Origin of the sequence: Pseudomonas sp. 2hn (assembly GCF_019646095.1) — a bacterium.
In the GTDB taxonomy this organism is placed as follows: domain Bacteria; phylum Pseudomonadota; class Gammaproteobacteria; order Pseudomonadales; family Pseudomonadaceae; genus Aquipseudomonas; species Aquipseudomonas peradeniyensis.
Genome location: NZ_CP081016.1, coordinates 633266 through 659729, shown reverse-complemented (window position 1 = coordinate 659729; position 26464 = coordinate 633266). Strand labels below are relative to the sequence as shown.

At 63.7% G+C, this 26464-nt stretch carries 23 protein-coding genes and 1 pseudogene; 8 read left to right on the top strand and 16 right to left on the bottom strand.

Annotated elements, in window-relative coordinates; all coding sequences use genetic code 11:
• Nucleotides 1-48 precede the first annotated feature (48 nt).
• Together osmE and K2O50_RS03125 are read left to right on the top strand one after the other, a co-directional pair.
• Nucleotides 49-390 carry an osmotically-inducible lipoprotein OsmE gene (gene osmE, locus K2O50_RS03130; protein WP_050707118.1) on the top strand — a complete coding sequence of 114 codons (342 nt, stop codon included), beginning with the start codon at nucleotides 49-51 and terminating at the stop codon, nucleotides 388-390.
• Between the two features lie 6 nt (nucleotides 391-396).
• Nucleotides 397-954 (top strand): bacterioferritin, encoded by a 558-nt coding sequence (locus K2O50_RS03125; RefSeq protein WP_156329670.1) that lies wholly within the window; start codon nucleotides 397-399, stop codon nucleotides 952-954.
• Nucleotides 955-1044: 90 nt separating this feature from the next.
• Here the strand turns inward: K2O50_RS03125 and K2O50_RS03120 are convergent, their stop codons facing one another.
• A complete protein-coding gene (locus tag K2O50_RS03120; protein ID WP_050707119.1) occupies nucleotides 1045-3111 on the bottom strand; it encodes an AsmA family protein in 2067 nt (688 codons plus the stop codon).
• A gap of 317 nt (nucleotides 3112-3428) precedes the next feature.
• On the opposite strand from K2O50_RS03120, the gene K2O50_RS03115 reads away from it, so the two are divergent.
• The 3 genes and pseudogenes from K2O50_RS03115 to K2O50_RS03105 form a co-directional block, all read left to right on the top strand.
• On the top strand, nucleotides 3429-3884 hold the full coding sequence (locus K2O50_RS03115; RefSeq protein ID WP_050707120.1) for a hypothetical protein: 456 nt from the start codon (nucleotides 3429-3431) through the stop codon (nucleotides 3882-3884).
• 122 nt (nucleotides 3885-4006) lie between these two features.
• Nucleotides 4007-4639, top strand: a complete 633-nt coding sequence (locus tag K2O50_RS03110) for a TetR family transcriptional regulator (RefSeq protein WP_050707121.1) — start codon at nucleotides 4007-4009, stop codon at nucleotides 4637-4639.
• A 187-nt stretch (nucleotides 4640-4826) separates the two neighbouring features.
• Nucleotides 4827-5906, top strand: a pseudogene (locus tag K2O50_RS03105) (AGE family epimerase/isomerase); the annotation flags it as partial.
• 13 nt (nucleotides 5907-5919) lie between these two features.
• On the opposite strand, the gene K2O50_RS03100 reads toward K2O50_RS03105, so the two are convergent.
• The 6 genes from K2O50_RS03100 to K2O50_RS03075 all read right to left on the bottom strand — a co-directional run bounded on the left by K2O50_RS03100 (nucleotide 5920) and on the right by K2O50_RS03075 (nucleotide 12499).
• The gene (locus K2O50_RS03100) at nucleotides 5920-6687 is read right to left on the bottom strand and encodes an SDR family oxidoreductase (protein WP_023629361.1); all 768 of its coding nucleotides are present in this window, start codon (nucleotides 6685-6687) and stop codon (nucleotides 5920-5922) included.
• A 715-nt stretch (nucleotides 6688-7402) separates the two neighbouring features.
• Nucleotides 7403-8119, bottom strand: coding sequence for an ABC transporter ATP-binding protein (locus K2O50_RS03095; protein WP_028688239.1), 717 nt, complete (start codon nucleotides 8117-8119; stop codon nucleotides 7403-7405).
• Nucleotides 8116-8991, bottom strand: a complete 876-nt coding sequence (locus K2O50_RS03090) for an ATP-binding cassette domain-containing protein (RefSeq protein WP_050707124.1) — start codon at nucleotides 8989-8991, stop codon at nucleotides 8116-8118. Before K2O50_RS03090 ends, K2O50_RS03095 begins: the two co-directional genes overlap by 4 nt.
• A complete protein-coding gene (livM, locus tag K2O50_RS03085) occupies nucleotides 8988-10289 on the bottom strand; it encodes a high-affinity branched-chain amino acid ABC transporter permease LivM (RefSeq protein WP_050707125.1) in 1302 nt (433 codons plus the stop codon). The genes K2O50_RS03090 and livM overlap by 4 nt, the downstream gene beginning before the upstream one ends.
• A gap of 2 nt (nucleotides 10290-10291) precedes the next feature.
• On the bottom strand, nucleotides 10292-11206 hold the full coding sequence (locus K2O50_RS03080) for an ABC transporter permease subunit (protein ID WP_028688242.1): 915 nt from the start codon (nucleotides 11204-11206) through the stop codon (nucleotides 10292-10294).
• Nucleotides 11207-11362: 156 nt separating this feature from the next.
• On the bottom strand, nucleotides 11363-12499 hold the full coding sequence (locus K2O50_RS03075; RefSeq protein WP_050707126.1) for a branched-chain amino acid ABC transporter substrate-binding protein: 1137 nt from the start codon (nucleotides 12497-12499) through the stop codon (nucleotides 11363-11365).
• A 441-nt stretch (nucleotides 12500-12940) separates the two neighbouring features.
• On the opposite strand from K2O50_RS03075, the gene pncB reads away from it, so the two are divergent.
• Nucleotides 12941-14146 carry a nicotinate phosphoribosyltransferase gene (gene pncB, locus K2O50_RS03070; RefSeq protein ID WP_050707127.1) on the top strand — a complete coding sequence of 402 codons (1206 nt, stop codon included), beginning with the start codon at nucleotides 12941-12943 and terminating at the stop codon, nucleotides 14144-14146.
• Between the two features lie 3 nt (nucleotides 14147-14149).
• Nucleotides 14150-14977: an ammonia-dependent NAD(+) synthetase gene (nadE, locus tag K2O50_RS03065; RefSeq protein ID WP_050707128.1), complete on the top strand. Its 828-nt coding sequence runs from the start codon at nucleotides 14150-14152 to the stop codon at nucleotides 14975-14977.
• A 111-nt stretch (nucleotides 14978-15088) separates the two neighbouring features.
• Here the strand turns inward: nadE and azu are convergent, their stop codons facing one another.
• Nucleotides 15089-15535: an azurin gene (gene azu / locus K2O50_RS03060; protein ID WP_050707129.1), complete on the bottom strand. Its 447-nt coding sequence runs from the start codon at nucleotides 15533-15535 to the stop codon at nucleotides 15089-15091.
• 348 nt (nucleotides 15536-15883) lie between these two features.
• On the opposite strand from azu, the gene K2O50_RS03055 reads away from it, so the two are divergent.
• Complete coding sequence (locus K2O50_RS03055; RefSeq protein ID WP_050707130.1) at nucleotides 15884-16471, top strand: TIGR00730 family Rossman fold protein; 588 nt, start codon at nucleotides 15884-15886, stop codon at nucleotides 16469-16471.
• Between the two features lie 129 nt (nucleotides 16472-16600).
• Here the strand turns inward: K2O50_RS03055 and K2O50_RS03050 are convergent, their stop codons facing one another.
• The 8 genes from K2O50_RS03050 to rnr form a co-directional block, all read right to left on the bottom strand.
• Entirely contained in the window at nucleotides 16601-18898 is a 2298-nt protein-coding gene (locus K2O50_RS03050) for a YgiQ family radical SAM protein (protein ID WP_220689969.1), read from the bottom strand.
• A gap of 220 nt (nucleotides 18899-19118) precedes the next feature.
• Complete coding sequence (gene dnaB / locus K2O50_RS03045; protein WP_023629368.1) at nucleotides 19119-20516, bottom strand: replicative DNA helicase; 1398 nt, start codon at nucleotides 20514-20516, stop codon at nucleotides 19119-19121.
• Nucleotides 20517-20629: 113 nt separating this feature from the next.
• Nucleotides 20630-21076, bottom strand: a complete 447-nt coding sequence (gene rplI / locus K2O50_RS03040; RefSeq protein WP_011535934.1) for a 50S ribosomal protein L9 — start codon at nucleotides 21074-21076, stop codon at nucleotides 20630-20632.
• A gap of 20 nt (nucleotides 21077-21096) precedes the next feature.
• The gene (locus K2O50_RS03035; RefSeq protein WP_050707131.1) at nucleotides 21097-21963 is read right to left on the bottom strand and encodes a hypothetical protein; all 867 of its coding nucleotides are present in this window, start codon (nucleotides 21961-21963) and stop codon (nucleotides 21097-21099) included.
• 35 nt (nucleotides 21964-21998) lie between these two features.
• Nucleotides 21999-22229, bottom strand: coding sequence for a 30S ribosomal protein S18 (gene rpsR, locus K2O50_RS03030; RefSeq protein ID WP_003249563.1), 231 nt, complete (start codon nucleotides 22227-22229; stop codon nucleotides 21999-22001).
• Nucleotides 22230-22257: 28 nt separating this feature from the next.
• The gene (rpsF, locus tag K2O50_RS03025) at nucleotides 22258-22683 is read right to left on the bottom strand and encodes a 30S ribosomal protein S6 (RefSeq protein WP_011535936.1); all 426 of its coding nucleotides are present in this window, start codon (nucleotides 22681-22683) and stop codon (nucleotides 22258-22260) included.
• Between the two features lie 287 nt (nucleotides 22684-22970).
• On the bottom strand, nucleotides 22971-23717 hold the full coding sequence (rlmB, locus tag K2O50_RS03020) for a 23S rRNA (guanosine(2251)-2'-O)-methyltransferase RlmB (protein ID WP_050707132.1): 747 nt from the start codon (nucleotides 23715-23717) through the stop codon (nucleotides 22971-22973).
• Entirely contained in the window at nucleotides 23714-26287 is a 2574-nt protein-coding gene (rnr, locus tag K2O50_RS03015; RefSeq protein ID WP_050707133.1) for a ribonuclease R, read from the bottom strand. Before rnr ends, rlmB begins: the two co-directional genes overlap by 4 nt.
• Nucleotides 26288-26464 lie beyond the last annotated feature (177 nt).

Sequence of the window (26464 nt, the reverse complement as noted above, 5' to 3'; positions counted from 1 at the left end):
GCGCCGTGCGGTTCCAAGCAGAACAGACCCTGAGCAAGGAGCGGGACCATGTACAAGCGAACCCTGGCCATCCTTCTGGCAAGCGCCACCCTCGCCGCCTGCGGCAGCCGTCCGGAAAACCCGGTGGACTACGTCACCTACCGCGACGAGCCGCTGGTCAAGCAGGTCGAGCACGGCATGACCATGCAGAAGGTCATCGCCATCGGCGGCAGCCCGTCGAATGTCATCGACCTGCCCCACGGCGGCACCTGCAACGACTACATCCTCAACCGCGATGGCCACCAGCAGCCCTACTACGTGCGCTTCGACGCCACCGGCCATGTCGACGCCAAGGGCTTCAAGACCTGCAAGCAACGCCAACAAGACAGCGACGCCGCGCACGGCGCATGACACCCCATGACCACCCTGATGCTTTCGGAGATGAACATGAGCGTTGAACTGACCGATGTGAAGACCCTGCGCGAACGTGCCCGCCAGCATGTCGAGCAAGGCGCGGTGACCGAGGGTTACCACGCCGATCGCGAGAAGATCCTGCGCCTGCTCAATGAGTCGCTGGCCACCGAGCTGGTCTGCGTCCTGCGCTACAAGCGTCACTACTTCATGGCCAGCGGCATCAAGGCCAGCGTTGCCGCCGCGGAGTTCCTCGAGCATGCCAACCAGGAAGCCGAGCACGCCGACAAGCTGGCCGAACGCATCGTGCAGCTGGGCGGCGAGCCGGACTTCAATCCGGACAACCTCACCAAGAACTCCCACGCGCAGTACGTGGCAGGCAATTCGTTGAAGGAGATGGTGCTGGAGGACCTGGTGGCCGAGCGCATCGCCATCGACAGCTACCGCGAGATCATCCAGTACATCGGCGACAAGGACCCGACCACCCGGCGCATCTTCGAGGACATCCTGGCCCAGGAGGAAGAGCACGCGGATGATATGTCGGACCTGTTGAAAGGCCTCTGATCCCAAGGTTTACTGGGAGCGGGCTTGCCCCGCGATGGCGTCGATGCCATCGCGGGGCAAGCCCGCTTCCACGAACCTCAATCACGAACCTCAATGACCTTTGCCGGCCGCCGCCGGCGCCTTGCCGGCGCGCATTTGCTGCAACAACGGCGTGCACTGGTTCGGCTCATCCCCGCTGCTCGGCGCGATCAGCGCCAGCAGCCCCGCGGCCGGCCCGGCCACCACGCCCAACGCCACCATCCCCGCGCCACGCAGCGCCAGCGGCACCGCCTGCACGCCGGCACTTGGCTTGGCGAACGGTCCGCGCACATACAACGGTGAACGCAGCGAGAACAGACGCAGGCCCTTGGACTCCGGGGTGATCTTCAGGTCCAACTGCTCGCTGGCGAAGTTGGCCGTACCGTTGATGTAGATGATCGCGTTCTCGGTGTCGAAGACGAACAACCGCGTGGTGGCCAGGCCATCCTTGATCCCGACATCGGCCGCAGCACAATTGATCTTCACGTCCTCATCGCCGAACAGCTTGCCAACCACGTAGTTGCCCACGTTGAGCCCGGCGATCTCCATCAGGCCACGGCTGATGGCGCCATCGTTCATCAACAGGCGCAGGTCGCCGTTGGCGGTGCCCAGCAGTGCCGCCACCGAGTTGCCGCGGCCACTGATATCGGCATCGCCGTTGAGTTCGCCGAAGCTGGTCTGCATCGGCGCGAAGCCAGGGAACAGCTGCTTGAGCTTGAAGCCACGGGCGGTCAGCCGGGCGCGACCCTGCAACGGCGCGCTGCGCCCGTCCAGGCGGATGTTGGAGTCAAGGTTGCCGCCGGCCACGCCGAAGCGCAGCGGTTCCAGGCGCAACAGGCCATCCTCGAGGATCACATGGGCGGACAGGTCGTTGAACGGCAACTTCTCGCTGTGCACGATGCGCTTGCCGGCGAAGGTCACGTCGGCGTCCATGGCCCGCCAGCGCTCGGTGCGAAACTCCTCGACCGGCAGCACCTTGCCCGCCGGTTGCTTGCTGGCACCGCCGCGAGCCTTCTGCTCGCTGTTGGAGTCGGCGCCGATCAGTGGCGCCAGGTCCTTGAACAGCAGCTGGTTGGATACCAGGTTGCCGGAGAGCTTCGGCCGGGGCTGGCTGGCGACGAAGGCCAGGTCGCCGTGAATGTCGCTGTCGCCGATCTTGCCGTTGAAGCCCTCGTAACGGAACTGCGCGCCGTCGGCGGCGCGCAGGTTGGCGGTCAGGTGACCATCGGTGGCGTACGGCGGCGTATCGGGCAAGGTCACGCCGGTCAGCGGGTAGAGGTTGCCCAGGCTGCTGCCGGAAAGCTTCAGGCGCAGGTCAAGGGCGCCGAGGTTGCGTGGGTCGGTCAGGGTCCCGGCCAGCGCGACCCGGGTGTCGCCGATACGCACGTCGGCCTGCAGCGGAAACGGCTGGCTGGCGTCCTGCAGCGCCAGCAGGCCGCCGATCTTGCCGGTGCCGGACACCGCCAGGCCCTTATAGCGGCCCTGGGCCTTGAAGCCGAAGGCGTAGGCCTGGGCATTGCCGGCCTTCTCGGCGCGGGCCTTGCCGACGATGTCGCTGAACGGGATTGGCTTGCCCAGCGGGTCGACCTGCACCTTCATGCTGGTCTTCAGCGTCTGGTCGTCGAAGCTGACGTTGCCCTGGTCGAAGCCGATGGCGCCGATGTCCAGCTCCCACTTCGATGGAGCCTCGTTCTCATCCTTGGGCCCGAAATCAAACACCCAGTTGGCCCGGCCATCGGCCAGCCGGGTAAGGCTGGCGCTGGGCTTGACCAGGTCGATGCGCGGGATGCTGATGCGCTGGACGATCAGCGGCAACGGCGCCAGGCGAAAGTCCACGCGCTCCAGGGCGACCATGCGCGGCTCCTTGAGCCAGTCGGGGTTGCCCAGGGTGAGGTCCTCGGCGCTGAAGTGTGGCCAGGGCACGAAGGCCCGCCAGCCGCCTTCCTCGGGCTCGGTGCGCCAGTGCACGGCGAGGTTGCCGTTGATCGCGAACGGCCGGTGCAGGGCTTCGGAGACCTTCTCGTTGAGCAGCGGTTTGACGCGGTTCCAGTCGAAAGTGGCGATCACCACCACCAGGATCGCCAGCAGGGTGGCGAGGGTGGCGAAGGTCCAGAAGAGGATTCTGGCAGGGCGCGTCATTGCATGGTTCTCCTGGCTGCATGGCACTCATTATGTCGGACTGATGAAAAACCGCCGGGTTTAATCCGTACGCCATGATAACCAGGATTTTCCTGACGCCTTTCTCAGCTTTTCGTCCATGGACGGCGGCAGTGTTACCGGGGCTCAAGCGTGCCTCAGCGCTTGCGGAACACCTGAAAACATTGATCCAGAGCCCTCCACGCACAGTATCAATCCCGTCGATTGTTACCATTATCCTGATGAACTTTTCTCTGGAGTTACCAGGCGTAGCATTGGCTTCGTAACCACTTTCCAGCCCCCCCGAGGAGCACCGAACCATGAAACGCCATCTGCTGCTGAGCCTGACCCTGTCCGTACTTGCCGCCAACGCCTTCGCCCTGCCAGCCGAAGACCAGCACCTGAGCGCCGAATCACGCTCCAGCGCCGCCACCGTCAGCCAACCGCTGAACACCTTGGCAGAAGGCGGCGCCGAGCGCCTGCAGGAACGCGCAGGCCGCCTGGCCGAAGGCGGTTCCGAGCGTCTGCTCGAACGTAACAACCGTGTCGCCGAAGGTGGCTCGGATCGCCTGATCCAACGCAACGACCGCGTTGCCGAGGGTGGCTCGGATCGTCTGATCCAACGCAACGACCGCGTTGCCGAGGGTGGCTCGGATCGTCTGATCGAACGCAACGACCGTGTCGCCGAAGGTGGCGCCGATCGCCTCAACGAACGCAACAACCGTGTCGCCGAAGGTGGTTCGGATCGTCTGGTCGAACTCAGCCGTGTGAGCTGATCGCCATGGCCGAATACAACAACCCGCCCCACTGCGCCTGCTACCCTCCAAGCCCGGTCCATTGACCGGGCTTTGTTTTTTTATCCAGAATGCCCAGCCGTACCGTCATAGAATCCTGCCCCATGCTGCCGCGCGCCGAACAGAAGTTACAAACCCGCCAGGCCCTGCTGGACGCCGCCTGCCTGCTCATGGAGAGCGGCCGTGGCTTCGGCAGCATCAGCCTGCGCGAGGTGGCCAAGGCCGCGGGCATCGTGCCCACCGGCTTCTACCGTCACTTCCCCGACATGGATGCACTGGGCCTGGCCCTGGTTGCCGAAGTGGACACCACCTTCCGCCAGACCATCCGCCTGGTGCGCCACAACGAATTCGAACTGGGCGGCATCACCGACGCCTCGGTGCGCATCTTCCTCGACGTGGTCATCGCCCACCGGGCGCAATTCCTGTTCCTTGCCCGCGAGCAGTACGGCGGCTCGCAGCCGGTGCGCCAGGCCATCGCCCGCCTGCGCCAGGACATCAGCAGCGACCTGGCCACGGACCTGGCGCGCATGCCGCGCTGGCAGCACCTGGACGGCGCCGCCCTGGCGGTGATGGCCGACCTGGTGGTCAAGACCGTGTTCGCTACCCTGCCCGAGCTGATCGACAGCCCCGAGCCGGGTCATCCACAGGCGCTGACGCCGCAGGAAAAGATCACCCAACAGTTGCGCTTCATCTTCGTCGGCGCGCGACATTGGCAGGGCCTGGGAAATCCCGGCTGACTTTTGCCCAGAGCGGTTCGTGGGAACGGTTCGTGTGCGCGGGCAGCGTGGGAGCGGGCTTGGCCCGCGATGGCGCTATCGCGGGGCAAGCCCGCTCCCACGCTGCCCCTCCCACGCTGCCCGCGCGCACGAAGCACTTGCCACTTCTGCTACCATGGCGCCCTGCCCGACCGTCACGAGCGCGACCATGTCCGACCCCCGCCCCGCATTGACCCGTTTCCAACAGCACTTCGCCGAGCGCATCGTGCCGCTGTGGCAGGGCCCTGGCTGGAACGCCGACATGGCCCTGCCGTACGAAGCCCTCGACAGCCACCACCGCCCGCTGCCGGTGCAACGCTACCGGGCCATGGCCTGCGCCCGCCAGCTGTACCTGTTCAGCAGCCGCATCGAGCAGCCGGGCGCCGCCGAACGCGCCGCCGCGCTGTTCCGCTCGCTGCAGAAGCACTTCCACGACGCCGAGCACGGCGGCTGGTTCTACAGCATCGACGCCCAGGGCAAACCGCTGGACCGGCGCAAGGACCTCTACACCCACGCCTTCATCGTGTTCGCCTGCGCCCATTACTGGGGCAAGGTCGGCGAAGGCCTGGTGGAGGCCACGCTCAACGGCGCCCTCGAAGTCGTCGCCGAGCAGTTCGCCCGCGACGATGGCCTGTACGAGGCCAGCCTCGGTGAGGACTGGTCGGATCTGGGCAGCGGCCCGCTGCAGAACCCGCAGATGCACCTGGCCGAGGCCTTCCTCCAAGTGCTGGCCGTGCGCGAGGACGACGAGGTTCGCCAGTCGCTGCTGCAGTTGTGCGACGCGCTGCAGGTGCAATTCATCGAACCGAGCCACGGCCTGATGCTGGAGAAACCACGCGGGGCTGTGGATAACTGGTTCGAGCCAGGGCACCAGTTCGAATGGTTCTACTTGCTTGACACCTCGCCGCTGCTGCGCGGGACAGCGCTGCACGCCTCCATCACCCGCGCCTTCGACTATGCCGAGCAGTGCGGAGTAAAAGATACGGCGGTGCTGGCGATGCTCGATGTGGACGGCAAGGTCATCGATGCGACCCAGCGGATCTGGGCCCAGGCGGAGTACCTGCGGGCGCTGGCCTTGCGGCCAGGAAGCGAGGCGAGGTTGCTGGCGCAGCTACAGGCGCTGGAGTCGCGATTCCTGCATGACGGTGGCTGGCATGAGTGCCGTGATGGTAATGGCGCGGTCAGCCGCCACGACATGCCATCGACTACGCCGTATCACCTGGCAACCAGCTTGGAAGGCTTGCCCCGCGATCATTGGCGTATCAGCCCTTGGCCGACCGGTCGATCGAGAACCCTGCCCAGTCCTGGCTCACTGGCATCAGCTCAAGACTGTTGATGTTGATATGCGCCGGCTGGTTCAGAATCCAGAAGATGGTTTCGGCGATGTCCTGCGGCTGGATCGGCTCGGCGCCGGCATAGGTGGCGTCATACTTGGCCTGGTCACCGCCGAAGCGCACCAGCGAGAACTCGCTCTCGCACAACCCCGGCTCGATATTGCTCACCCGCACGCCCGTCCCCCGCAGGTCGCAGCGCAGGCTCAGGGAGAACTGGCCGACGAAGGCCTTGGTGCCGCCATACACGTTCGCGCCCGGGTACGGGTAGTTGCCCGCCACCGAACCGACGTTGAGGATCGACGCGCCGCGGCCATGGGCAATCAGCCGTGGCAACAGCAGGCGGGTGGTGTACATCAGCCCCTTGATGTTGGTATCGACCATGGTTTCCCAGTCGTCCAGGCTGCAGTTCTGCGCGGCGTCGACGCCCAGCGCCAACCCGGCGTTGTTGACCAGGCCCTGCAGCTTGTCGAAGCTCGGCGGCAGGCTGGCGATGGCGGCTTCCATTGCCTGACGGTCACGCACGTCGACCACCAGGCCGTGCACCTCGGTCTTGGCCGACAGTTCCTGGCACAACGCATCCAGGCGCTCCTTGCGCCGACCGGTGAGCACCAGCTTCCAGCCGGCGTCGGCGAAACGGCGGGCGGTGGCCTCGCCAAAACCGGACGTCGCGCCAGTGATGAATACGGTGGATGTCATGCTCTTCTCCTCAGCGTTGGATTGTCGTCGACAGGCCTTGCAGCATGCCCGGCGCAAGGCTCGACCACAACTGTCATCGCCACTGGTCAAAAAACATACTAACCCCGCCGAGGCCCGTGCTAGAAGGGCTGCGCCGGGCTATGCGCACCTTATCCACAAGGCTTTCCCCATGGATTGGGGGCAACTCGTCAGGTCAAGGGAACCTCTGCGCGTTGTGGACATCCGTGCATGATGGCGCAACGCTTTCAACCATGCCGCCTCTGGCGGTCTGTCCAAGGTTTTCCCACAGAGTTATCCACAGAAAGCCCCACACTGTAGGGCGGATCCATTGACTGCGCAAAACACATGCAAAATCATGCACAAGCAGCACTTGGTCAAAAAACGACCAAATGCTTGCGCGCACTGATTTATCTGGGCTGGAGCGAGGTGCCACCATGTTTTCCACAGGCGGCTCCACATAATCCGTGGAAAGTTTTGCACCTGTGGAAACAAGGGTTTGCAGTGAGGTTGTGGAGTGTTTCAAGAAAGATATGCGACAAGTTGTCCACATGCGGTGAAAGCATCGCCAAGCGCTGCGACCCCCTGTAGGAGCGGCCTTGTGCCGCGAAAGGGCCGCGAAGCGGCCCCGGCGATTTCACATGATGCTGAGATCTTGGGGCCGCTTCGCGGCCCTTTCGCGGCACAAGGCCGCTCCTACAAAGAGCGTGCTAAATCCTCAGTGCCCGCCCAGATAAGCGTTACGCACCTCCTCATTGACCAACAGCTCCTGCCCCGTCCCGGTCATGCGAATCTGCCCGTTGACCATTACATAGGCCCGGTCCGACAGCTTCAGCGCATGGTTGGCATTCTGCTCAACAAGGAAGATGGTCATGCCGGTCTGCGCCAGCTCGCGCAGGGTGGAGAAGATCTGCTTGACCACGATCGGTGCCAGTCCCAGCGAGGGCTCATCGAGCAGCAGCAGCTTGGGCCTGCTCATCAGTGCCCGGGCGATGGCGAGCATCTGCTGCTCGCCGCCGGACATGGTCATGGCGCGCTGGTTGCGCCGTTCCTTGAGCCGTGGGAACAGCTCGAACATGCGCTGCATGTCTTCACCGGCATGTTTGTCGCCAATCGGAATGGTGCCCATCATCAGGTTCTCCTCGACGGTCATGTCGGGGAACACCCGGCGCCCTTCCGGAGACTGGGCGATGCCGTTGGAGGCAATGTAGTGCGACGACTTGCGGGTGATGTCGGTGCCGCGATAGACGATCTGCCCGGAGGCCGCCCGCGGCTGGCCGAAGATCGACATCAGCAGTGTCGACTTGCCCGCGCCGTTGGCACCGATCAGGCTCACCGTCTCGCCTTCGTTGATGTGCATCGAGACTTTCTTCAGGGCCTGGATCGGCCCGTAGAACACATCCAGGTCCTTCAACTCGAGAATGGGCGCACTCATATCAGCTCCTCTTCGTCTGCACCCAGGTAGGCGGCGATCACCGTCGGGTTGTGGCGGATGTCCTGCGGCGTGCCCTCGGCGATCACGTTGCCGTGGTCGAGCACGACGATATGGTCGGAGATGCTCATGACCATGCCCATGTCGTGCTCGATCAGCACCACGGTGATGTCGTGCTCGTCGCGCAGCACGCGGATCATGCGGCTCAGGGCCTCGGTCTCCTGCGGGTTGAGGCCGGCGGCCGGCTCGTCCAGGCAGATGATCTTCGGCCGCGTGCACATGGCCCGGGCGATTTCCAAGCGCCGCTGCTGGCCGTACGACAGCTCGCCAGCCAGGCGGTTGGCGCAATCGACCAGGTCGACCACCTCCAGCCAGTAGAACGCATGGTCCAGCGCGTCGCTCTCGGCCTTGCGGTAGCCCGGGGTGTTGAGCACGCCGGCCAGCAGGTTGCGGTTGACCCACATGTGCTGGGCCACCAGCAGGTTTTCCACCACCGACATTTCCTTGAACAGGCGGATGTTCTGGAAGGTGCGGGCAAGACCTGCGCGGTTGACCAGGTGGGTCCCGCCGAACATCTTGTAGTACAGGCGGTTGGCGAAGCGCGCCGGCGAGACGAAGTCCGCCGCCTGGAAGCGCTCGCCGAGCAGCTGGATGACGTTGGTGTGGCTGCCGCGCACGTTGAGCTCGATACGCCCGCCGCTGGCCTTGTAGAAGCCGGTGAGGCAGTTGAACACGGTGGTCTTGCCGGCGCCGTTGGGGCCGATCAGGGCGAAGATCTGGTTGCGCTTGACCTTCAGGCTGACATCGCTGAGCGCCTTGATGCCACCGAACTGCATCATCAGGTTGTCGACCGACAGAATGATTTCGTCGCTCATGGCGCCACTCCTTTACGCGGGACCACGCCGGTACGGCTGATGCGAATCAGCCCCCGCGGTCGCCAGATCATCATCAGCACCATCAGCACGCCGAACAGCAGCACCCGGTACTCGGAGAAGCTGCGCAGCAGCTCCGGGGCCACGGTCAGCACGAACGCCGCGATCACCACGCCCACGGTCGAACCCATGCCGCCGAGCACGACGATGGCCAGGATCAGCGCCGACTCGAAGAAGGTGAACGACGACGGGTTGACGAAGCCCTGGTAAGTGGCGAAGAACACCCCGGCCAAACCGGCGGTGGAAGCGCCCAGGGTGAACGCCGAGAGCTTGACCAGCACGTGGTTCAGGCCCATGGAACGGCAGGCGATCTCGTCCTCGCGCAGGGCCTCCCAGGCGCGACCCACCGGCATGCGGGTCAGCCGGTGCTTGATGTACAGCACCGCGAGCACCACCAGGAACAGCACGGCATAGATGAACACGAACTTCAGGTTGGGGTTGTAATCGAAGCCGAAGAACTCATGGATCGGCACTCCGCCGTCCTTCGCCCGACGGCCGAACTCCAGCCCCAGGAAGGTCGGCGACGGCGCCGGCATGCCGTTCGGGCCGCCGGTGAACGACAGCCAGTTGTTCAGCACCAGGCGAATGATCTCGCCGAAGCCCAGGGTGACGATGGCCAGGTAGTCGCCGTGCATGCGCAACACCGGGAAGCCGAGGATGCACCCGGCCAACGCGGCAGCGATCGCCGCCAGCGGCAGCACGCTCCAGAAGCCCAGGCCCAGGTACTGGTAGCCGAGGGCCAGGCCGTAGGCGCCGATGGCGTAGAACGCCACGTAGCCCAGGTCGAGCAGGCCTGCCAGGCCCACCACGATGTTCAGGCCCAGGCCCAGCAGCACGTAGATCAGGCCGAGGATGACCACGGTCAGCAGGTACTTGTTGGCGAACACCGGGAATACGATGGCGATGACGATCAGCGCCGGGATGATGTAGCGCAGCCGCGACTTGTAGTCCGGCGCCAGCACATGCACACCCGAGCCACCGCTGTCGAAGCCCTGGAGCATGCGCTGGCCGGTCGGTGTCTGCAGGAACAGGCTGAGGATGAAGCGCCCGATCATCACGCCGCCGACCAGCCAGGCCACGCGGGCCGGCTCGGCGTTGAAGCTGTAGCCGTCGAGCACCACGCCGACGACCGGACCGAAGACGATGAGGGCCAGCAGGCCGGCGACGATCGTCTCCAGCAGGCTGCGTTTGAGGTCGAAACCTTTGGTTTGGGCAACAGAGGCAGAATTGGCAGCGGACATGTTCACACCTTAGCCACGAGCGGGCGACCCAGTAGGCCTTGGGGACGGAAGATGAGGATCATCACCAGCAGCGAGAAGCTGAACACGTCCTTGTAGTCGGAGTTGATCAGGCCGGAGAACAACGACTCGGAGATCCCCAGGATGATGCCGCCGAGCATCGCCCCCGGCAGCGAGCCGATGCCGCCGAGCACCGCGGCGGTGAATGCCTTGATGCCGATGATGAAGCCGGCGTAGAAGTCGAAGGTGCCGTAGTTCATGGTGATCAGCACGCCGGCCAGCGCGGCCATCACCGCGCCGATGACGAACACGTAGGAGATCACCCGGTCGGTGTTGATGCCCAGGATCGAGGCCATCTTGCGATCCTGCTGCGTCGCCCGGCACATGCGTCCGAGCTTGGTGTACTTGATGACATAGGTGAGCAACGCCATGCCGACGAAGGCGGCCACCAGGATGAAGATCTTGGTGTAGGTCAGCTGCACGAAGCCGGTGCCCACCTCGATGCGCATGGCCCCTTCGAGCAGGGTCGGCACGCCTTGCTGGCGGGCGCCCTGGCTGATCTGCGCGTAGTTCTGCAGGATCAGCGAGATGCCGATGGCGCTGATCAGCGGGGCCAGGCGGGTGGAGTTGCGCAGGGGTTTGTAGGCGATGCGTTCGATGGTGAAGCCATAGACGCCGGTAACGACGATGGTGAACAACAGGGTGCCCAGCATCAGCAGCGGAAACGACTCGATACCAAAGTAGGCCAGCAATGCCAGGCTGATCGCCGCGAGGTACGCGGAGATCATGTACACCTCGCCGTGCGCGAAGTTGATCATGCCGATGATGCCATAGACCATTGTGTAGCCGATGGCGATCAGGCCGTAGACCGACCCGAGGGTCAGGCCGTTGACCAGTTGCTGCAGGAAAATACCATCCATAACGCAATCTCACCTGATTGAGATTGCACGAGCGCCGACCACGCAGGATCCGGATGCAACGGCCCTCGCAGCGCAGAACTGTGCAGATCTACTGACAATGACAGGTACCGCGGGGCTACGGCCCGGTGCGAAACGCACGCGGGCCGTTGGCCATTGTTATTTTTGTTTTTCCAGCTGGTGGTACTTGCCGTTGGCATCCCACTGGTAGACCACGTAGTCGGAGACGGTCAGGTCGCCCTTCTGGTCCCACTTCTTCTCGCCCATGACGGTCTTGACCGGGTTGGCCTTGAGCCACTTGGCGGCGTCTTCGCCCTTGTTCGACTTGGCGCCGTTGAAGGCGGCGGCCAGGGCCTGGACCGAAGCGTAGGCGTACAGTGTGTAACCCTCAGGCTCGGTGCCGTTCTTGCGGAACTCCTCCACCACGGTCTTGCTGTCGGGCAGCAGGCGCGGGTCGGCGCCGAAGGTCATGTACACGCCGTTGGTGTACTGGGCGCCGCCGGCGGTGGCCACCAGTTCGTCGGTGACGATGCCGTCGTCGGACATGAACGCCACGTCCTTCAGGCCCTGCTCGCGCAGCTGGCGTACCAGCGGACCGGCCTCCGGGTGCAGGCCGCCGAAGTAGACGACATCGGCACCGGCGGCGCGGATCTTGGTGACCACGGCGCTGAAGTCCTTCTCGCCACGGGTCAGGCCTTCGTACAGCACAGGTTTGACGCCACGTTTTTCCAGTTGTGCCTTGGTCGCGTCGGCCAGGCCTTGGCCGTAGGTGTCCTTGTCGTGCAGCACGACGACCTTCTTGCCCTTGAGCACATCGACGATGTAATTGCCGGCGACGATGCCCTGCTGGTCGTCACGGCCGCACATGCGGAACATCGCGGACAGGCCGCGCTCGGTCACCTGCGGGTTGGTGGAGCCTGGGGTGATGGCGATCACGCCGGCCTCGTCGTAGACCTCGGAAGCGGGAATGGTGTTGGAGGAGCAGAAGTGACCAACCACGCCCGCCACCTTGTCCTGGTCGACCAGGCGGTTGGCCACGGCCACGGCCTGCTTCGGCTCGCAGGCGTCATCGCCCTTGACCAGGACGATCTTCTCGCCGTTCACGCCACCGGCCTTGTTGATCACATCGGCCGCTGCCTGCGCACCTTTCATGTACTGCTCGCCAAACGCTGCGTTGGCCCCGGTCATGGGACCCGCGACGCCGATCTTGATGTCGGCCTGAACATACGAAGAAACACCCAGTGCCGTGGCTACGGCCAGTGCCAGGAAACCTTTCTTGTAAAACGTCTGCGACATGAGGTGGTGCTCCTAGAGTATTTTTTTTGGTTGGCACTACAACTTCTCAGCCCTGTGCTCCGAGCAAGGGCCGTGCCAGTGGTTTTGTCTTCCGGGAAAACACACGACAGGGGGTGAACAGAGGCGACCGGCGGCCTTTTCTTTATTGAGCGTGCAACCGTCTACTGCGCAACGAGCGCCACCGACACGCCTAGACAAGGAGCAACCTTCGAGCGCCATCATTGCAACCCTTGCGAGTGTTAACGTGCAACCGACCTGTAACAGCGGACGTCACCGAACTGCACACCGCTGGTGCGCGACTGCTACAGGCGGCACCGTTTGAAGGCTAGCTGGCGCACGGAAAAATACCTGCAAAGGCCACGATGGCAGGCAGCGTGGGAGCGGGCCTGCCCCGCGATCTGGCACAATGGTCGCCATTGCCCGCCTTGGAGCTTCCCCCTGATGAGCGAGAGCGCATTCGCCGAGCGCATCGTGCACAACCTGCTCGACACCGACTTCTACAAACTGACGATGATGCAGGCCGTCCTGCACAACTACCCGGACGCCGACGTCGAATGGGAATTCCGTTGCCGCAATGGCGAGGACCTGCGGCCCTACCTGGGCGAGATCCGCAACCAGCTCGAACTGCTCAGCGAGCTGACCCTGGATGACGATCAGCTGGGCTTCCTCGAGCGCATCAGCTTCCTCAAGCCGGACTTCCTGCGCTTCCTGCGCCTGTTCCGCTTCAACCTGCGCTATGTGCGCATCGGCATCGAAAACGATCAGTTGTTCCTGCGCCTGCGCGGCCCCTGGCTGCATGTGATCCTGTTCGAGGTGCCGTTGCTGGCGATCATCAGCGAGGTGCGCAACCGCCACCTGCACCCGCGCATGCGCCTGGCCGAAGCCCGCGACCAGCTTTACCGCAAGTTCGACTGGCTGCGCGCCCACGCCAGCGACGACGAACTGGCCCACCTGCAGGTGGCCGACTTCGGCACCCGCCGGCGCTTCTCCAGCCGCGTGCAGGAAGAGGTAGTGCGGGTGCTGCGCGATGAGTTCCCGGGCCGCTTCGTCGGCACCAGCAACGTCGACCTGGCATGGAAACTGGATATCAAGCCCCTGGGCACCATGGCCCACGAGTGGATCATGGCCCACCAGCAGCTCGGCCCGCGGCTGATCGACAGCCAGATCGCCGCGCTGGACTGCTGGGTCCGCGAATACCGTGGATTGCTCGGTATCGCCCTGACCGACTGCATCACCATGGATGCCTTCCTCCAGGACTTCGATCTGTACTTCGCCAAACTGTTCGACGGCCTGCGCCACGACTCGGGCGAGCCGGTGGCCTGGGCCGAGAAGGCCATCGCCCACTACCAGAAGCTGGGGATCGACCCGATGACCAAGACCCTGGTGTTCTCCGACGGCCTGAACCTGACCCGCTCGCTGGAGATCTTCCGAGCCCTGCGCGGGCGCATCAATGTCAGCTTCGGTATCGGCACCAACCTGACCTGCGACATCCCCGGTGTGGCACCGATGAACATCGTGCTTAAAATGACCGACTGCAACGGCTCGCCGGTGGCGAAGATTTCCGACGAAGCCGCCAAGACCCAGTGCCGCGACGCGAACTTCGTCGCCTACCTGCGTCACGTATTCAAAGTCCCCAGCAAGGAGTAACCCATGCAAGCCGTTCAGCAAGAGATTGCCCGGGCGCTCAAGGTGCAGCCGCCGTTCGCAGACGCCGCCGCGCTCGAGCGGGAAGTCGCCCGGCGCGTGGCTTTCATCAAGGACTGCCTGGCCAATGCCCGGCTCAAGACCCTGGTACTGGGCATCAGCGGCGGCGTCGACTCGCTGACCGCCGCCCTGCTCGCCCAGCGCGCCATCAACGAGCTGCGCAGCGAAACCGGTGACCAGGCCTACACCTTCATCGCCGTGCGCCTGCCGTACCATGTGCAGCACGACGAGCACGACGCCCAGGCCTGCCTGGAGGTGATCAAGGCCGACGAGGTGCACACCATCGACATCGCCCCGGCGGTGAAGGCCCTGGCGGCGGAAGTTCAGGAGCTGAAAAATGGCTCGCCGACCCTGGTGGACTTCGTCGTCGGCAACGTCAAGGCGCGCACGCGCATGGTCGCCCAGTACACCGTCGCCGGCGCCCGCGCGGGCCTGGTGATCGGCACCGACCACGCCGCCGAGGCGGTGATGGGGTTCTTTACCAAGTTCGGTGACGGGGCGTGCGACCTGGCGCCGCTGAGCGGGCTGGTGAAGAACCAGGTGCGGGCCATCGCGCGCAGCTTCGGCGCGCCGGAGTCGCTGGTGGAGAAGGTGCCGACCGCGGACCTGGAAGACCTCGAGCCGGGCAAGCCGGACGAGGCGTCACACGGCGTGACCTACCAGCAGATCGATGCGTTCCTGCATGGGCAGCCGGTCGATCAGGCAGCGTTCGACATCATCGTCGCCACCTACCGCAAGACCCAGCACAAGCGCGAGCTGCCGTTCGCGCCCTGAATAGCATGAGGTTGAACGTGGGAGCGGGCTTGCCCCGCGATGACATCGGTGATTTCACCATCGCCATCGCGGGGCAAGCCCGCTCCCACAGGGTACTGCGTCAAATTTTGATTACTTGACGACAACCTTGCCCTTCATCATCGAGATGTGGCCCGGGAAGGTGCAGAAGAAGCTGTAGTCGCCACCGGCTTCCAGCTTCGAGGTGTCGAGCTTGATGGTGTCCTTCTCGCCGGCACCGATCATCTTGGTGTGGCCGATGATCGCGGCGTTGTCGGCTTTGATGTAGTCCTTGTCCAGGCCTTGCGACATGCCTTCTGTGGCGATGGCCTGCATGTCGGCGGTCTTGCTGATGACCAGGTTATGGCCCATGACGTTCTTCGGCAGGCTGCCACCGTGGGTCAGTTCGATCTCGACGGTCTTGCAGCTCTTGTCGATGGTGAATTCCTTGGTGTTGAACGACATCTGGTCGGTCGAGTCGACAGTCACCTTGCAGTCGGCGGCAAAGACAGAGGCGCTGGCGAGGGTCAGCAGGGATACCGCTACAGCTTTCGCAAACATCATGAATCTCCTTGGCAGGGTTTTATCAATTGCGAGACTGCCTGAAAATCGGACGCCCGTACCTGATGTGGGTCAAGGGGTGTCAAGTGGCCAGGCAGTAGATTTGTTCAATGGATTGTATACAACCAATCAAAGTGCACATCATGCCCTCTTGATAGACGATGGGACAACCTCTCATTTAGGAGTTGAATGAAATGTCCCTTTCCAGCTTCATGAACAGCCTGCTCGCCGCCTACGCCCACGGTGCCAGTGGCGCCATCTGCGAGTTCGCCCGCCCCGAGTGATCTCCCCCTTGGAAGCGACAGGCATGCGCCTTACCCTGTGCGCGCATGTAAAGGGAGATAAGCAATGCCTGTACGTTCCGTTTGTGTCTTCTGCGGCGCCAGCATCGGTGCCAACCCCGCCTATCGCGAAGCCGCCGTGGCCCTGGGCCAGGCCATCGCCCGCCGTGGCCTGACCCTGGTCTATGGCGGTGGCGCGGTCGGCCTGATGGGCACCGTCGCCGATGCCGCGCTGGCTGCTGGTGGCGAAGTCATCGGCATCATTCCCCAGAGCCTGATGAACGCCGAGATCGGCCACAAAGGCCTGACCCGCCTCGAGGTGGTGGACGGCATGCACGCGCGCAAGGCGCGCATGGCCGAGCTCAGCGATGCCTTCATCGCCCTGCCGGGTGGCCTGGGCACGCTGGAGGAGTTGTTCGAGGTGTGGACCTGGGGGCAACTGGGCTATCACGCCAAGCCGCTGGGGCTGCTGGATGTGAACGGGTTCTATGAAAAGCTGGGCGGGTTCCTCGACCATATCGTCGAGGAGGGCTTCGTGCGGCCGCAGCATCGGGCGATGCTGTTGCTTGGGCAGCAGCCGGATGAGCTGCTGGAGGGGATGGATCGGTTCGAGTCGCCGGTGTTGCCGAAGTGGGTCGACAAGCAGCCTGATTGAAGACTGAGAGCCTGGGACCGCGTTGCGGTCCTTTCGCGGCACAAGGCCGCTCCTACAGGTGAATGCGATCCCCTGTAGGAGCGGCCTTGTGCCGCGAAAGGGCTGCGCAGCAGCCCCAAAATGGACCAGTTAGCGCGGAATGACCGGCTGGCGCGGCTTCTTGCCCTTGCCGCCCTTGGCTGCCTCTTTACGCTCCTTGGCCGCCTGCTGGTTGCGGGCGAACGCCTCGGCCTTGGCCTTCTCGCGCTTGTCCCACGGCTTGCTGCCGTCACTGGCGCGCGGTGGCAGGCCAGTGTGCTGGGTGAGGATCTTCTGGTCCTTGCCCACCTTGTGGCTGCCGGCGGGCGTCGAGTTCTTGCGCCGCGCGCTCTGGTAGCTGTCGGTCTGCGGCTGGTGCAGCGGGATCAGCTGGTGCTTGCCCGGCCCGATCAGGTCGGCGCGGCCCATGCGCTGCAGTGCTTCACGCAGCATCGGCCAGCCCTTCGGATCGTGGTAGCGCAGGAACGCCTTGTGCAACCGGCGCTGCTCCTCGCTCTTGACGATCTCCACCCCTTCGCTCTTGTAGGTGACCTTGCGCAGCGGGTTCTTGCCCGAGTGGTACATGGCCGTGGCCGAGGCCATCGGCGAGGGGTAGAACGCCTGCACCTGGTCGGCGCGGAAGCCGTTGCCCTTGAGCCACAGGGCCAGGTTCATCATGTCTTCGTCGGTGGTGCCCGGGTGCGCAGCGATGAAGTACGGGATCAGGTACTGCTCCTTGCCGGCTTCCTTCGAGAACTTCTCGAACATGCGCTTGAAGCGGTCGTAGGTGCCGATGCCCGGCTTCATCATCTTGTCCAGCGGGCCACGCTCGGTGTGTTCCGGGGCGATCTTCAGGTAGCCGCCGACGTGGTGGGTGACCAGCTCGCGCACGTACTCCGGCGACTCGACCGCCAGGTCGTAGCGCAGGCCCGAGGCGATCAGGATCTTCTTCACCCCCGGCAAGGCGCGGGCCTTGCGGTACAGCTCGATCAACGAGCTGTGGTCGGTGTTGAGGTTCTCGCAGATGCCCGGGAACACGCACGACGGCTTGCGGCAGTGCTTCTCGATATCGTGGCTCTTGCAGGCGATGCGGTACATGTTGGCAGTCGGGCCGCCGAGGTCGGAGACCACGCCGGTGAAGCCCGGCACCTTGTCGCGCATCTCCTCGATCTCGTGCAGGATCGACTCGTGGGAGCGGTTCTGGATGATCCGGCCTTCGTGCTCGGTGATCGAGCAGAAGGTGCAGCCACCGAAGCAGCCACGCATGATGTTCACCGAGAAGCGGATCATCTCGTAGGCCGGGATGCGCTCCTTGCCATAGGCCGGGTGCGGGACGCGTGCGTAGGGCATGCCGAACACATAGTCCATTTCCTCGGTGGTCATGGGAATGGGTGGCGGGTTGAACCACACATCCACGTCGCCATGCTTCTGCACCAGGGCGCGGGCATTGCCCGGGTTGGTCTCCAGGTGCAGCACGCGGTTGGCGTGAGCGTAGAGCACCGGGTCGTTGCGTACCTTCTCGAACGACGGCAGGCGGATCACCGACTTCTCGCGGGTGACGCTCGGGCTGTCGAGGATCTGCACGACCTTGGCTTCGTTCGGGTCTTCCTGCTCGCCCTTGGCCTGCTCGATGGCACAGGCCTGGGTGTCCTGGGTGTTCACGTACGGGTTGATGATCTTGTCGACCCGGCCCGGACGGTCGATGCGGGTGGAGTCGATCTCGAACCAGCCCTGCGGGGTGTCACGGCGAATGAACGCGGTGCCGCGTACGTCGGTGATGTGCTCGATGCTTTCACCCTGGGACAGGCGCTGTGCGACCTCGACGATCGCCCGCTCGGCGTTGCCGTAGAGCAGGAGGTCGGCGCTGGCGTCGACCAGGATCGAGTGGCGGACCTTGTCCTGCCAGTAGTCGTAGTGGGCGATGCGGCGCAGCGAGGCCTCGATGCCGCCGAGCACGATCGGCACGTGCTTGTAGGCTTCCTTGCAGCGCTGGCTGTACACCAGGCTGGCACGGTCAGGGCGCTTGCCGGCCATGCCGCCGGGGGTATAGGCGTCGTCGGAACGGATCTTCTTGTCCGCGGTGTAGCGGTTGATCATCGAGTCCATGTTGCCCGCCGCGACACCGAAGAACAGGTTCGGCTCGCCGAGCTTCATGAAGTCGTCCTTCGACTGCCAGTTCGGCTGGGCGATGATGCCTACGCGGAAACCCTGGGCTTCCAGCAGGCGGCCAATGATGGCCATGCCGAACGACGCATGGTCGACGTAGGCGTCGCCGGTCACGATGATGATGTCGCAGGAATCCCAGCCGAGCTGATCCATCTCCTCCCTGCTCATCGGCAGGAAAGGCGCTGGCCCGAAGCATTCGGCCCAGTACTTGGGATAGTCGTAGAGTGGTTTGGCTGCTTGCATGTCAGTGACCGGTTCTAATGTGCAGGAAAATCGCGGGCGCGGAATATAGCACAAATTTTGACCAAATCCGACGGTAGTGGTCGGATTCAAGCGTGCGAACAAATATCACTGTGGGAGCGAGCTTGCCTCGCGATGACATCGGTGAATTCACCATCGCCATCGCGGGGCAAGCCCGCTCCCACGATCCGCTACCACAGGGGGCCAGTCCAGGCCGAGGGCTTTATTCGTCGTCGTCGAAGTTGTACATGCCCGGGGCGAGGTTCTCGAAGCGGGTGTACTTGCCGATGAACGCCAGGCGCACGAAGCCGATGGGGCCGTTACGCTGCTTGCCGATGATGATCTCGGCCACGCCCTTGTGCTCGGTCTCGGGGTGATACACCTCGTCGCGGTAGACGAACATGATCACGTCGGCGTCCTGCTCGATCGCGCCCGATTCACGAAGGTCGGAGTTGACCGGGCGCTTGTTGGGGCGCTGCTCCAGGGAGCGGTTGAGCTGCGACAGGGCGATCACCGGGCAGTTGAATTCCTTGGCCAGTGCCTTGAGCGAGCGGGAGATCTCGGAAATCTCGTTGGTCCGGTTGTCACCGGCCGAACCCGGAATCTGCATCAGCTGCAGGTAGTCGACCATGATCATGGCGATCTCGCCATGCTCGCGGGCCAGCCGGCGGGTACGCGCACGCATCTCCGAGGGGCTGATACCGGCGGTATCGTCGATGAACAGCTTGCGGTCGTTAAGCAGGTTCACCGCCGAGGTCAGGCGCGGCCAGTCATCGTCGTCCAACTGGCCGGAACGTACCTTGGTCTGGTCGATCCGCCCGAGCGACGAGAGCATACGCATGATCAGCGATTCACCGGGCATCTCGAGGGAGAACACCAGCACCACCTTGTCGCTGCGCAACACGGCGTTTTCCACCAGGTTCATGGCGAAGGTGGTCTTGCCCATCGACGGACGGCCGGCGACGATGATCAGGTCGGCCGCCTGCAGGCCGCTGGTCTTCTCGTCCAGGTCGGTGAAACCGGTGGACACGCCGGTGATGTCGCTGTCGGAGTTGAACAGCGTGTCGATGCGGTCGATGGCCATGGTCAACAGCTCGTTGACCCCCACCGGGCCACCGGTCTTCGGCCGCGCCTCGGCGATCTGGAAGATCTGCCGTTCGGCGTCGTCGAGGATCTCCTCGGCGTTGCGCCCCTGGGGGTTGAAGGCGTTGTCGGCGATGTCGGTGCTGATGCTGATCAGCTGACGCAGCGTGGCCCGCTCGCGGATGATCGCGGCGTAGGCCTTGATGTTGGCCACCGACGGGGTGTTCTTGGCCAGCTCGGCCAGGTACGCCAGGCCGCCGACCTGGGTGGACACGCCTTCCTTGTCCAGCTGCTCGTGCAGGGTCACCACGTCGAACGGCTGGTTCGCGTCCACCAGCTTGTGAATGGCGCGGAAGATCAGGCGGTGGTCATGCCGGTAGAAATCGCCGTCCGACACCTGGTCCAGCACCCGCTCCCAGGCGTTGTTGTCCAGCATCAGGCCACCGAGCACGGCCTGTTCGGCCTCGATGGAATGCGGCGGCACCTTCAGGGCGGCGGTTTGCAGGTCGAGCTGTTCGGGAGTGGTGATCTCGTTCATGGCCACGAAAGAATTCTGGGGGATGAAAAAGACAAAGGGCACGGCCTGTTCAACACAGGACCGTGCCCGATGTTAACCGTCTGACCCACAGGGAGCCAGCCGGTCAGCGCAGCTTAGGCAGCTACGACGACCACACGTACGGTGGCTTCAACGTCGCTGTGCAGGTGCACGGCTACGTCGTATTCGCCAACCTGACGGATGGTGCCGTTCGGCAGACGAACTTCAGCCTTGGCCACTTCAACGCCGGAGGCGGTCAGGGCATCAGCGATGTCGTGGGTGCCGATCGAACCGAACAGCTTGCCTTCGTCGCCAGCGGTGGCAGTGATGGTCACTTCCAGCTCGGCCAGTTGGGCAGCGCGGCTTTCAGCCGAAGCTTTCTTGTCTGCTGCGGCTTTTTCCAGCTCGGCGCGGCGTTCTTCGAACGCGGCCAGGTTGGCGGCGTTGGCAACGGTGGCCTTGCCGAATGGCAGCAGGAAGTTACGGCCGTAACCAGCCTTAACGTTTACTTTGTCGCCCAGGTTGCCCAGGTTGGCGACTTTTTCCAGCAGGATCAGTTCCATTTGGTAAAACCTCTTAACTTTTAACCTTCACCGTTCGCGGAGTCGTCACCCTGTGAAGGGGACTTGCGACCGCGAAAATCAATCAGGCTGTCGACAATGGCCAAAACCACGAGCAACGGATACATCAGCTGCATGAGCAGCGGCAGCGTCACGTACATCCCCACCAGCCAGAAACCGGCCAGTCGCCGCTGCGCCACCAGCCCATGAACCAGGGCGATGCCAGCAAGCAGCAGCACCAGGCTGGAGGCGGTGGCCAGGACGATGAACGACGACCCGAGGAACGGGCCCAGCACCATCAATGACACCAGCACCAGCATTGGCACCAGCGGCAGCCTCAGCTCGCGAAACTCGCGGGCGAAACCACCGGGGTTGTACAACGCCGCCTGCCAATAGCGCGCCAGCATCAGAGCCAGCAGGCTGAACAGCTGCAGCATTACCGCACTGGAAGCGACCAGCAAAGGGCCGATCAGCTCACCAGGTAGTACCGGTTGGCCCTCGATCTGCGGCAGGGCTTTTTCAAGCGCCTTGGCCAGCACCTCGAAGGTCTCGCGCATCACCGCGTCCAGGATCAGGCTGTACAGCAAGCCTAATGCGACACTGGACAGCAACACCCGGGTCCAGGAATGCCCGGCCCGCAACAAGGCGGCCAGACTCAGCGTTCCCAACAGCACCAGCAAGGTGCTCGGTTCGCCGAAGAACGCGATGATCAACGCTGGCAAAAGGCCCCAGGCGATGACCGATGACGCGTCCTTGAACCCGCGCCGCAGGAGCACCAGGCTCCCGGCGGCGGCACTCAACCAGAACAGCAGCGGCAGTACCGCGCTGATGACCACCACGAGGGTGGCCTGCACACGACCGCGCATGATGAAACTTGCCAACGCTCGCATGCTTATCCCTTGCTACTTAAGTCGACGACCCGGTCTCAGCGGCCGTGGCTGTCGGTGTAGGGCAGCAGGGCCAGGAAGCGGGCGCGCTTGATAGCGGTAGCCAGCTGACGCTGATAACGAGCTTTGGTACCGGTGATGCGGCTTGGAACGATCTTGCCGGTTTCGGATACGTAAGCTTTCAGGGTGTTGAGATCTTTGAAGTCGATCTCTTTCACGTCTTCAGCAGTGAAGCGGCAGAATTTACGACGACGGAAGAAACGTGCCATGTGATTGGCTCCTCAAAAGGTCCGTGGATTACTCGTCAGCGTTATCGCTGTTGTCGCTGTCATTGCTGTCGTCGCCTTCGGCGCCATCAGCATGCTCAGGACGTTCGCGACGCTCACGGCGCTCGCTGCGGTTCTCTTCTGCCTTGAGCATCTCGGACGGGCCGGTAACGGCTTCGTCGCGACGGATGACCAGGTTACGGATCACGGCATCGTTGTAGCGGAAGTTGTCTTCCAGCTCGGCCAGGGCCTTGCCGGTGCACTCAACGTTCAGCATCACGTAGTGAGCCTTGTGAACATTGTTGATTGCGTAGGCCAGTTGACGACGGCCCCAGTCTTCCAGACGGTGGATCTTGCCGCCGTCTTCTTCGATCAGCTTGGTGTAACGCTCAACCATGCCGCCGACTTGCTCGCTCTGGTCCGGGTGAACCAGGAAGATGATTTCGTAATGACGCATGAATGCTCCTTACGGGTTAGTAGTCTGCCAGCGAATCTGGTCAGACAAGGAGTGAATGACACTGTAAGTCTTGCCCCGGCGTGTAGGCGCATGCGCACCGGCCAGCTGGCAAGGGGCGCAATTGTAGAGAAGGCCGGGGGGACAAGCAAGGTGATTGGCGAATATTTGAACAGCCAGAAACATATTCAGCCTTGTGGAGCACAACGTGGGAGCGGGCTTGCCCCGCGATACGATGTTGAACCTTCCATCGCCATCGCGGGGCAAGCCCGCTCCCACGTTTTTACCTGCTAGCGCTTGGCCTGGCGCTGACGCACGGCCTCGAACAGGCACACCCCGGTCGCCACCGAGACGTTCAGGCTGCTGACGCTGCCCGCCATCGGCAACTTGACCAGGAAATCGCAGTGCTCGCGGGTCAGGCGGCGCATGCCCTTGCCTTCGGCGCCCATGATCATCACCAGCGGGCCGGTTAGGTCCTGCTGGTAGATCTCCTGCTCGGCCTCGCCGGCAGTGCCGACCACCCACAGGCCACGCTGCTGGAGTTTTTCCAGGGTGCGGGACAGGTTGGTCACGGCCACCAGCGGAATCACTTCCGCGGCGCCGCAGGCCACTTTGCGCACCACGGCGGTCAGGCTCGCGGACTTGTCCTTGGGAATCACCACGGCGGTGGCACCCGCAGCATCGGCAGTGCGCAGGCAAGCGCCAAGATTGTGCGGATCGGTGACACCATCGAGCACCAGGATCAGCGGCGGCGTTTCGGTGCGTTCGAGCAACTCCTCGAGCATCAATTCGCCCCACACCTGGCTCGGGCTCACCTCGGCGACCACGCCCTGGTGCACACCCTCGACCCAGGCGTCGAGCTCACGACGCTCGGCCTGGCCGACCTGGACGCGGTTTTCTGCGGCCAGGGCCAGCAAGGCCTGGATGCGCGGCTCGCTGCGCCCCTCGGACAGCCAGATCTGCTTGACGCGCTTGGGATGGTGCTGCAGCAGCGCCTGCACGGCATGCACACCGTAGATCTTTTCCAGCTGACTCATGACTTGCTCTTGCCCTTACGTGGCGCGCCGGACTTCGACGGCCCCTTGCGATGCTTGGTCTTGCCCGACGCCTTGGCGCCCTTCTCCGCCTTGCCGCCAGCGTGAGCGCTGTGCTTGGCGTCGCTCATCAGCGCCTTTTTCATCTCGCGGCTCTTGCGCACCTCGGCGTTGCGCTGCACCGCGTCTTTCGGGAAGTACGCCTCGGCGGTCTCGCTCTTGCGGCTGCGCGGCTTGGGCGAGATCTTCGCCTCGGGCGCCGCTGCCGGCTCCGCCGCGGCCTTGCCGGCAGGCGCGGCGGACTTGCGGCCGACCGGCGCGTTGACGGTGGCCTCGGACATCTCGAAATCGATCTTGCGCTGTTCGAGATCGACGCGCATGACCTTGACCTCGACCGTGTCGCCCAGGCGGAAGCTGCGGCCGCTGCGCTCGCCCGACAGACGGTGGTGTACCGGGTCGAAGTGGTAGTAGTCGCCCGGCAGGGCGCTGACATGCACCAGGCCTTCGACATAGATGTCGGTCAACTCGATGAACAGGCCGAAACCGGTCACCGCAGTGATCACGCCGGGGAAGGTCTCGCCGACACGGTCACGCATGTATTCGCACTTGAGCCAGTTGACCACGTCGCGGGTAGCCTCGTCGGCACGGCGCTCGGTCATCGAGCACTGTTCGCCCATCTGCTCGAGGGTGTTCTCGTCGTACGGGTAGATGCGCGCCTTGGGAATGCTCATGGCGCCGGCACGCTTGACGTGCGGGGTATCGACCTTGGAGCGGATCACGCTGCGGATGGCACGGTGCACCAGCAGGTCCGGGTAACGGCGGATCGGCGAGGTGAAGTGGGTGTAGGCCTCGTAGTTCAGGCCGAAGTGGCCGTTGTTCTCGACGCTGTACACCGCTTGGCTCAACGAGCGCAGCATGACGGTCTGGATCAGGTGGAAGTCCGGACGCCCGGCGATGCTCGCCAGCAGTTGCTGGTAGTCCTTGGGCGATGGGTCCTTGCCCTTGTGCAGGGTCAGGCCCAGCTCGCCGAGGAAGGCGCGCAGCTTTTCCAGGCGCTCCGGCGGCGGACCGTCGTGCACGCGGTACAGCGCAGGCACGTTGTGCTTCTGCAGGAACTCGGCGGTGGCGACGTTGGCCGCCAGCATGCATTCCTCGATCAGCTTGTGGGCATCGTTGCGCACGGTCGGACGAATTTCGTCGATCTTGCGGTCTTCGCCGAATATGATCCGGGTTTCCTGGGTTTCGAAGTCGATCGCGCCACGGGTGTGACGGGCGTCGACCAGCACCTTGTACAGGTTGTACAGGTTCTTCAGGTCCGGCAGGACTTCCTTGTATTCCTCGCGCAGCGCCTTGCCTTCACGGGTACGGGCATGTTCGAGCATGCTGCTGACCTTGTTGTAGGTCAGGCGCGCGTGGGAGTGGATCACCCCTTCGTAGAACTGGTAGTCGACCATCTGGCCGGCCTTGTTCATGGTCATTTCGCAGACCATGGCCAGGCGATCGACGTGCGGGTTCAGCGAGCACAGGCCGTTGGACAGCTCCTCGGGGAGCATCGGCACCACGCGCTCGGGGAAGTACACCGAGTTGCCGCGCTGCTGGGCCTCGACATCCAGGGCCGAGCCCAGGCGCACGTAGCTGGACACGTCGGCGATCGCCACGTACAGGCGCCAGCCGCCGGAGAACAGGCGCAGCTTGCCCAGCGGTTCGCAATAGACGGCGTCGTCGAAGTCGCGGGCATCCTCACCGTCGATGGTGACGAACGGCAGGTGGCGCAGGTCGACGCGCTTTTCCTTGTCCTTCTCCTCGACTTCGGAGCGGAACTTGCGCGCTTCCTTGATCACGTCCTTCGGCCAGACATGCGGGATGTCATAGCTGCGCAGGGCGATGTCGATTTCCATGCCCGGCGCCATGTAGTTGCCGATCACCTCGACCACGTCGCCCTGGGGCTGGAAGCGTGGGGTTGGCCAGTGGGTGATCTTGATCGAGACGAACTGGCCGATCTTGGCGCCGCCGTTGCGCCCGGCGGTGACCAGCACTTCCTGCTGGATCTTCGGGTTGTCCGGGGTCACGTAGCCAATGCCGCCTTCTTCGAAGTAGCGGCCGACCACGCTTTCGTGGGCGCGGGAGATGACTTCGACCAGCACGCCTTCGCGGCGGCCACGGCGGTCGACGCCGGAGACCCGGGCCAGGCCGCGGTCACCGTCGAACACCAGGCGCATCTGCGCCGGACTGAGGAACAGGTCCTCGCTGCCGTCGTCGGGGATCAGGAAGCCGAAGCCATCACGGTGACCGGATACGCGGCCGCAGATCAGGTCGAGCTTGTCCACCGGGGCATAGGTGCCGCGCCGGGTATAGATAAGCTGACCATCGCGCTCCATGGCACGCAGGCGGCGGCGCAGGGCTTCGATCTGGTCTTCTTCATAAAGACCGAACTCTTCGGCCAGCTGTTCGCGGGCAGCCGGTTCGCCACGGTCGGCGAGGCGCTGCAGGATCAGCTCACGGCTGGGGATGGGGTTGTCGTATTTTTCCGCTTCGCGAGCGGCCTCGGGATCGAGGGATTGCCAATCGGCCATCAGAAAGGATTCACCTTGGGGTATATAGAGTGGAATTCTGGCATAGGCGTATTGAAACCGGAAATGTCAGCCTTGGACAGCCCCGGCAGTGCGTCCGTCGTGCAGCAATAGGCCTGCGGAATCAACAAGTTGAATTTTTTGAATTTTTTTTCGTTCGGGGGGTTTACAGGCATCAGG

Coding starts and splice junctions, on each gene's coding strand:
- osmE (WP_050707118.1), top strand. CDS start 49: ATGTACAAGCGAACCCTGGCCATCCTTCTGGCAAGCGCCACCCTCGCC.
- K2O50_RS03125 (WP_156329670.1), top strand. CDS start 397: ATGACCACCCTGATGCTTTCGGAGATGAACATGAGCGTTGAACTGACC.
- K2O50_RS03120 (WP_050707119.1), bottom strand. CDS start 3,111: ATGACGCGCCCTGCCAGAATCCTCTTCTGGACCTTCGCCACCCTCGCC.
- K2O50_RS03115 (WP_050707120.1), top strand. CDS start 3,429: ATGAAACGCCATCTGCTGCTGAGCCTGACCCTGTCCGTACTTGCCGCC.
- K2O50_RS03110 (WP_050707121.1), top strand. CDS start 4,007: ATGCTGCCGCGCGCCGAACAGAAGTTACAAACCCGCCAGGCCCTGCTG.
- K2O50_RS03100 (WP_023629361.1), bottom strand. CDS start 6,687: ATGACATCCACCGTATTCATCACTGGCGCGACGTCCGGTTTTGGCGAG.
- K2O50_RS03095 (WP_028688239.1), bottom strand. CDS start 8,119: ATGAGTGCGCCCATTCTCGAGTTGAAGGACCTGGATGTGTTCTACGGG.
- K2O50_RS03090 (WP_050707124.1), bottom strand. CDS start 8,991: ATGAGCGACGAAATCATTCTGTCGGTCGACAACCTGATGATGCAGTTC.
- livM (WP_050707125.1), bottom strand. CDS start 10,289: ATGTCCGCTGCCAATTCTGCCTCTGTTGCCCAAACCAAAGGTTTCGAC.
- K2O50_RS03080 (WP_028688242.1), bottom strand. CDS start 11,206: ATGGATGGTATTTTCCTGCAGCAACTGGTCAACGGCCTGACCCTCGGG.
- K2O50_RS03075 (WP_050707126.1), bottom strand. CDS start 12,499: ATGTCGCAGACGTTTTACAAGAAAGGTTTCCTGGCACTGGCCGTAGCC.
- pncB (WP_050707127.1), top strand. CDS start 12,941: ATGAGCGAGAGCGCATTCGCCGAGCGCATCGTGCACAACCTGCTCGAC.
- nadE (WP_050707128.1), top strand. CDS start 14,150: ATGCAAGCCGTTCAGCAAGAGATTGCCCGGGCGCTCAAGGTGCAGCCG.
- azu (WP_050707129.1), bottom strand. CDS start 15,535: ATGTTTGCGAAAGCTGTAGCGGTATCCCTGCTGACCCTCGCCAGCGCC.
- K2O50_RS03055 (WP_050707130.1), top strand. CDS start 15,884: ATGCCTGTACGTTCCGTTTGTGTCTTCTGCGGCGCCAGCATCGGTGCC.
- K2O50_RS03050 (WP_220689969.1), bottom strand. CDS start 18,898: ATGCAAGCAGCCAAACCACTCTACGACTATCCCAAGTACTGGGCCGAA.
- dnaB (WP_023629368.1), bottom strand. CDS start 20,516: ATGAACGAGATCACCACTCCCGAACAGCTCGACCTGCAAACCGCCGCC.
- rplI (WP_011535934.1), bottom strand. CDS start 21,076: ATGGAACTGATCCTGCTGGAAAAAGTCGCCAACCTGGGCAACCTGGGC.
- K2O50_RS03035 (WP_050707131.1), bottom strand. CDS start 21,963: ATGCGAGCGTTGGCAAGTTTCATCATGCGCGGTCGTGTGCAGGCCACC.
- rpsR (WP_003249563.1), bottom strand. CDS start 22,229: ATGGCACGTTTCTTCCGTCGTCGTAAATTCTGCCGCTTCACTGCTGAA.
- rpsF (WP_011535936.1), bottom strand. CDS start 22,683: ATGCGTCATTACGAAATCATCTTCCTGGTTCACCCGGACCAGAGCGAG.
- rlmB (WP_050707132.1), bottom strand. CDS start 23,717: ATGAGTCAGCTGGAAAAGATCTACGGTGTGCATGCCGTGCAGGCGCTG.
- rnr (WP_050707133.1), bottom strand. CDS start 26,287: ATGGCCGATTGGCAATCCCTCGATCCCGAGGCCGCTCGCGAAGCGGAA.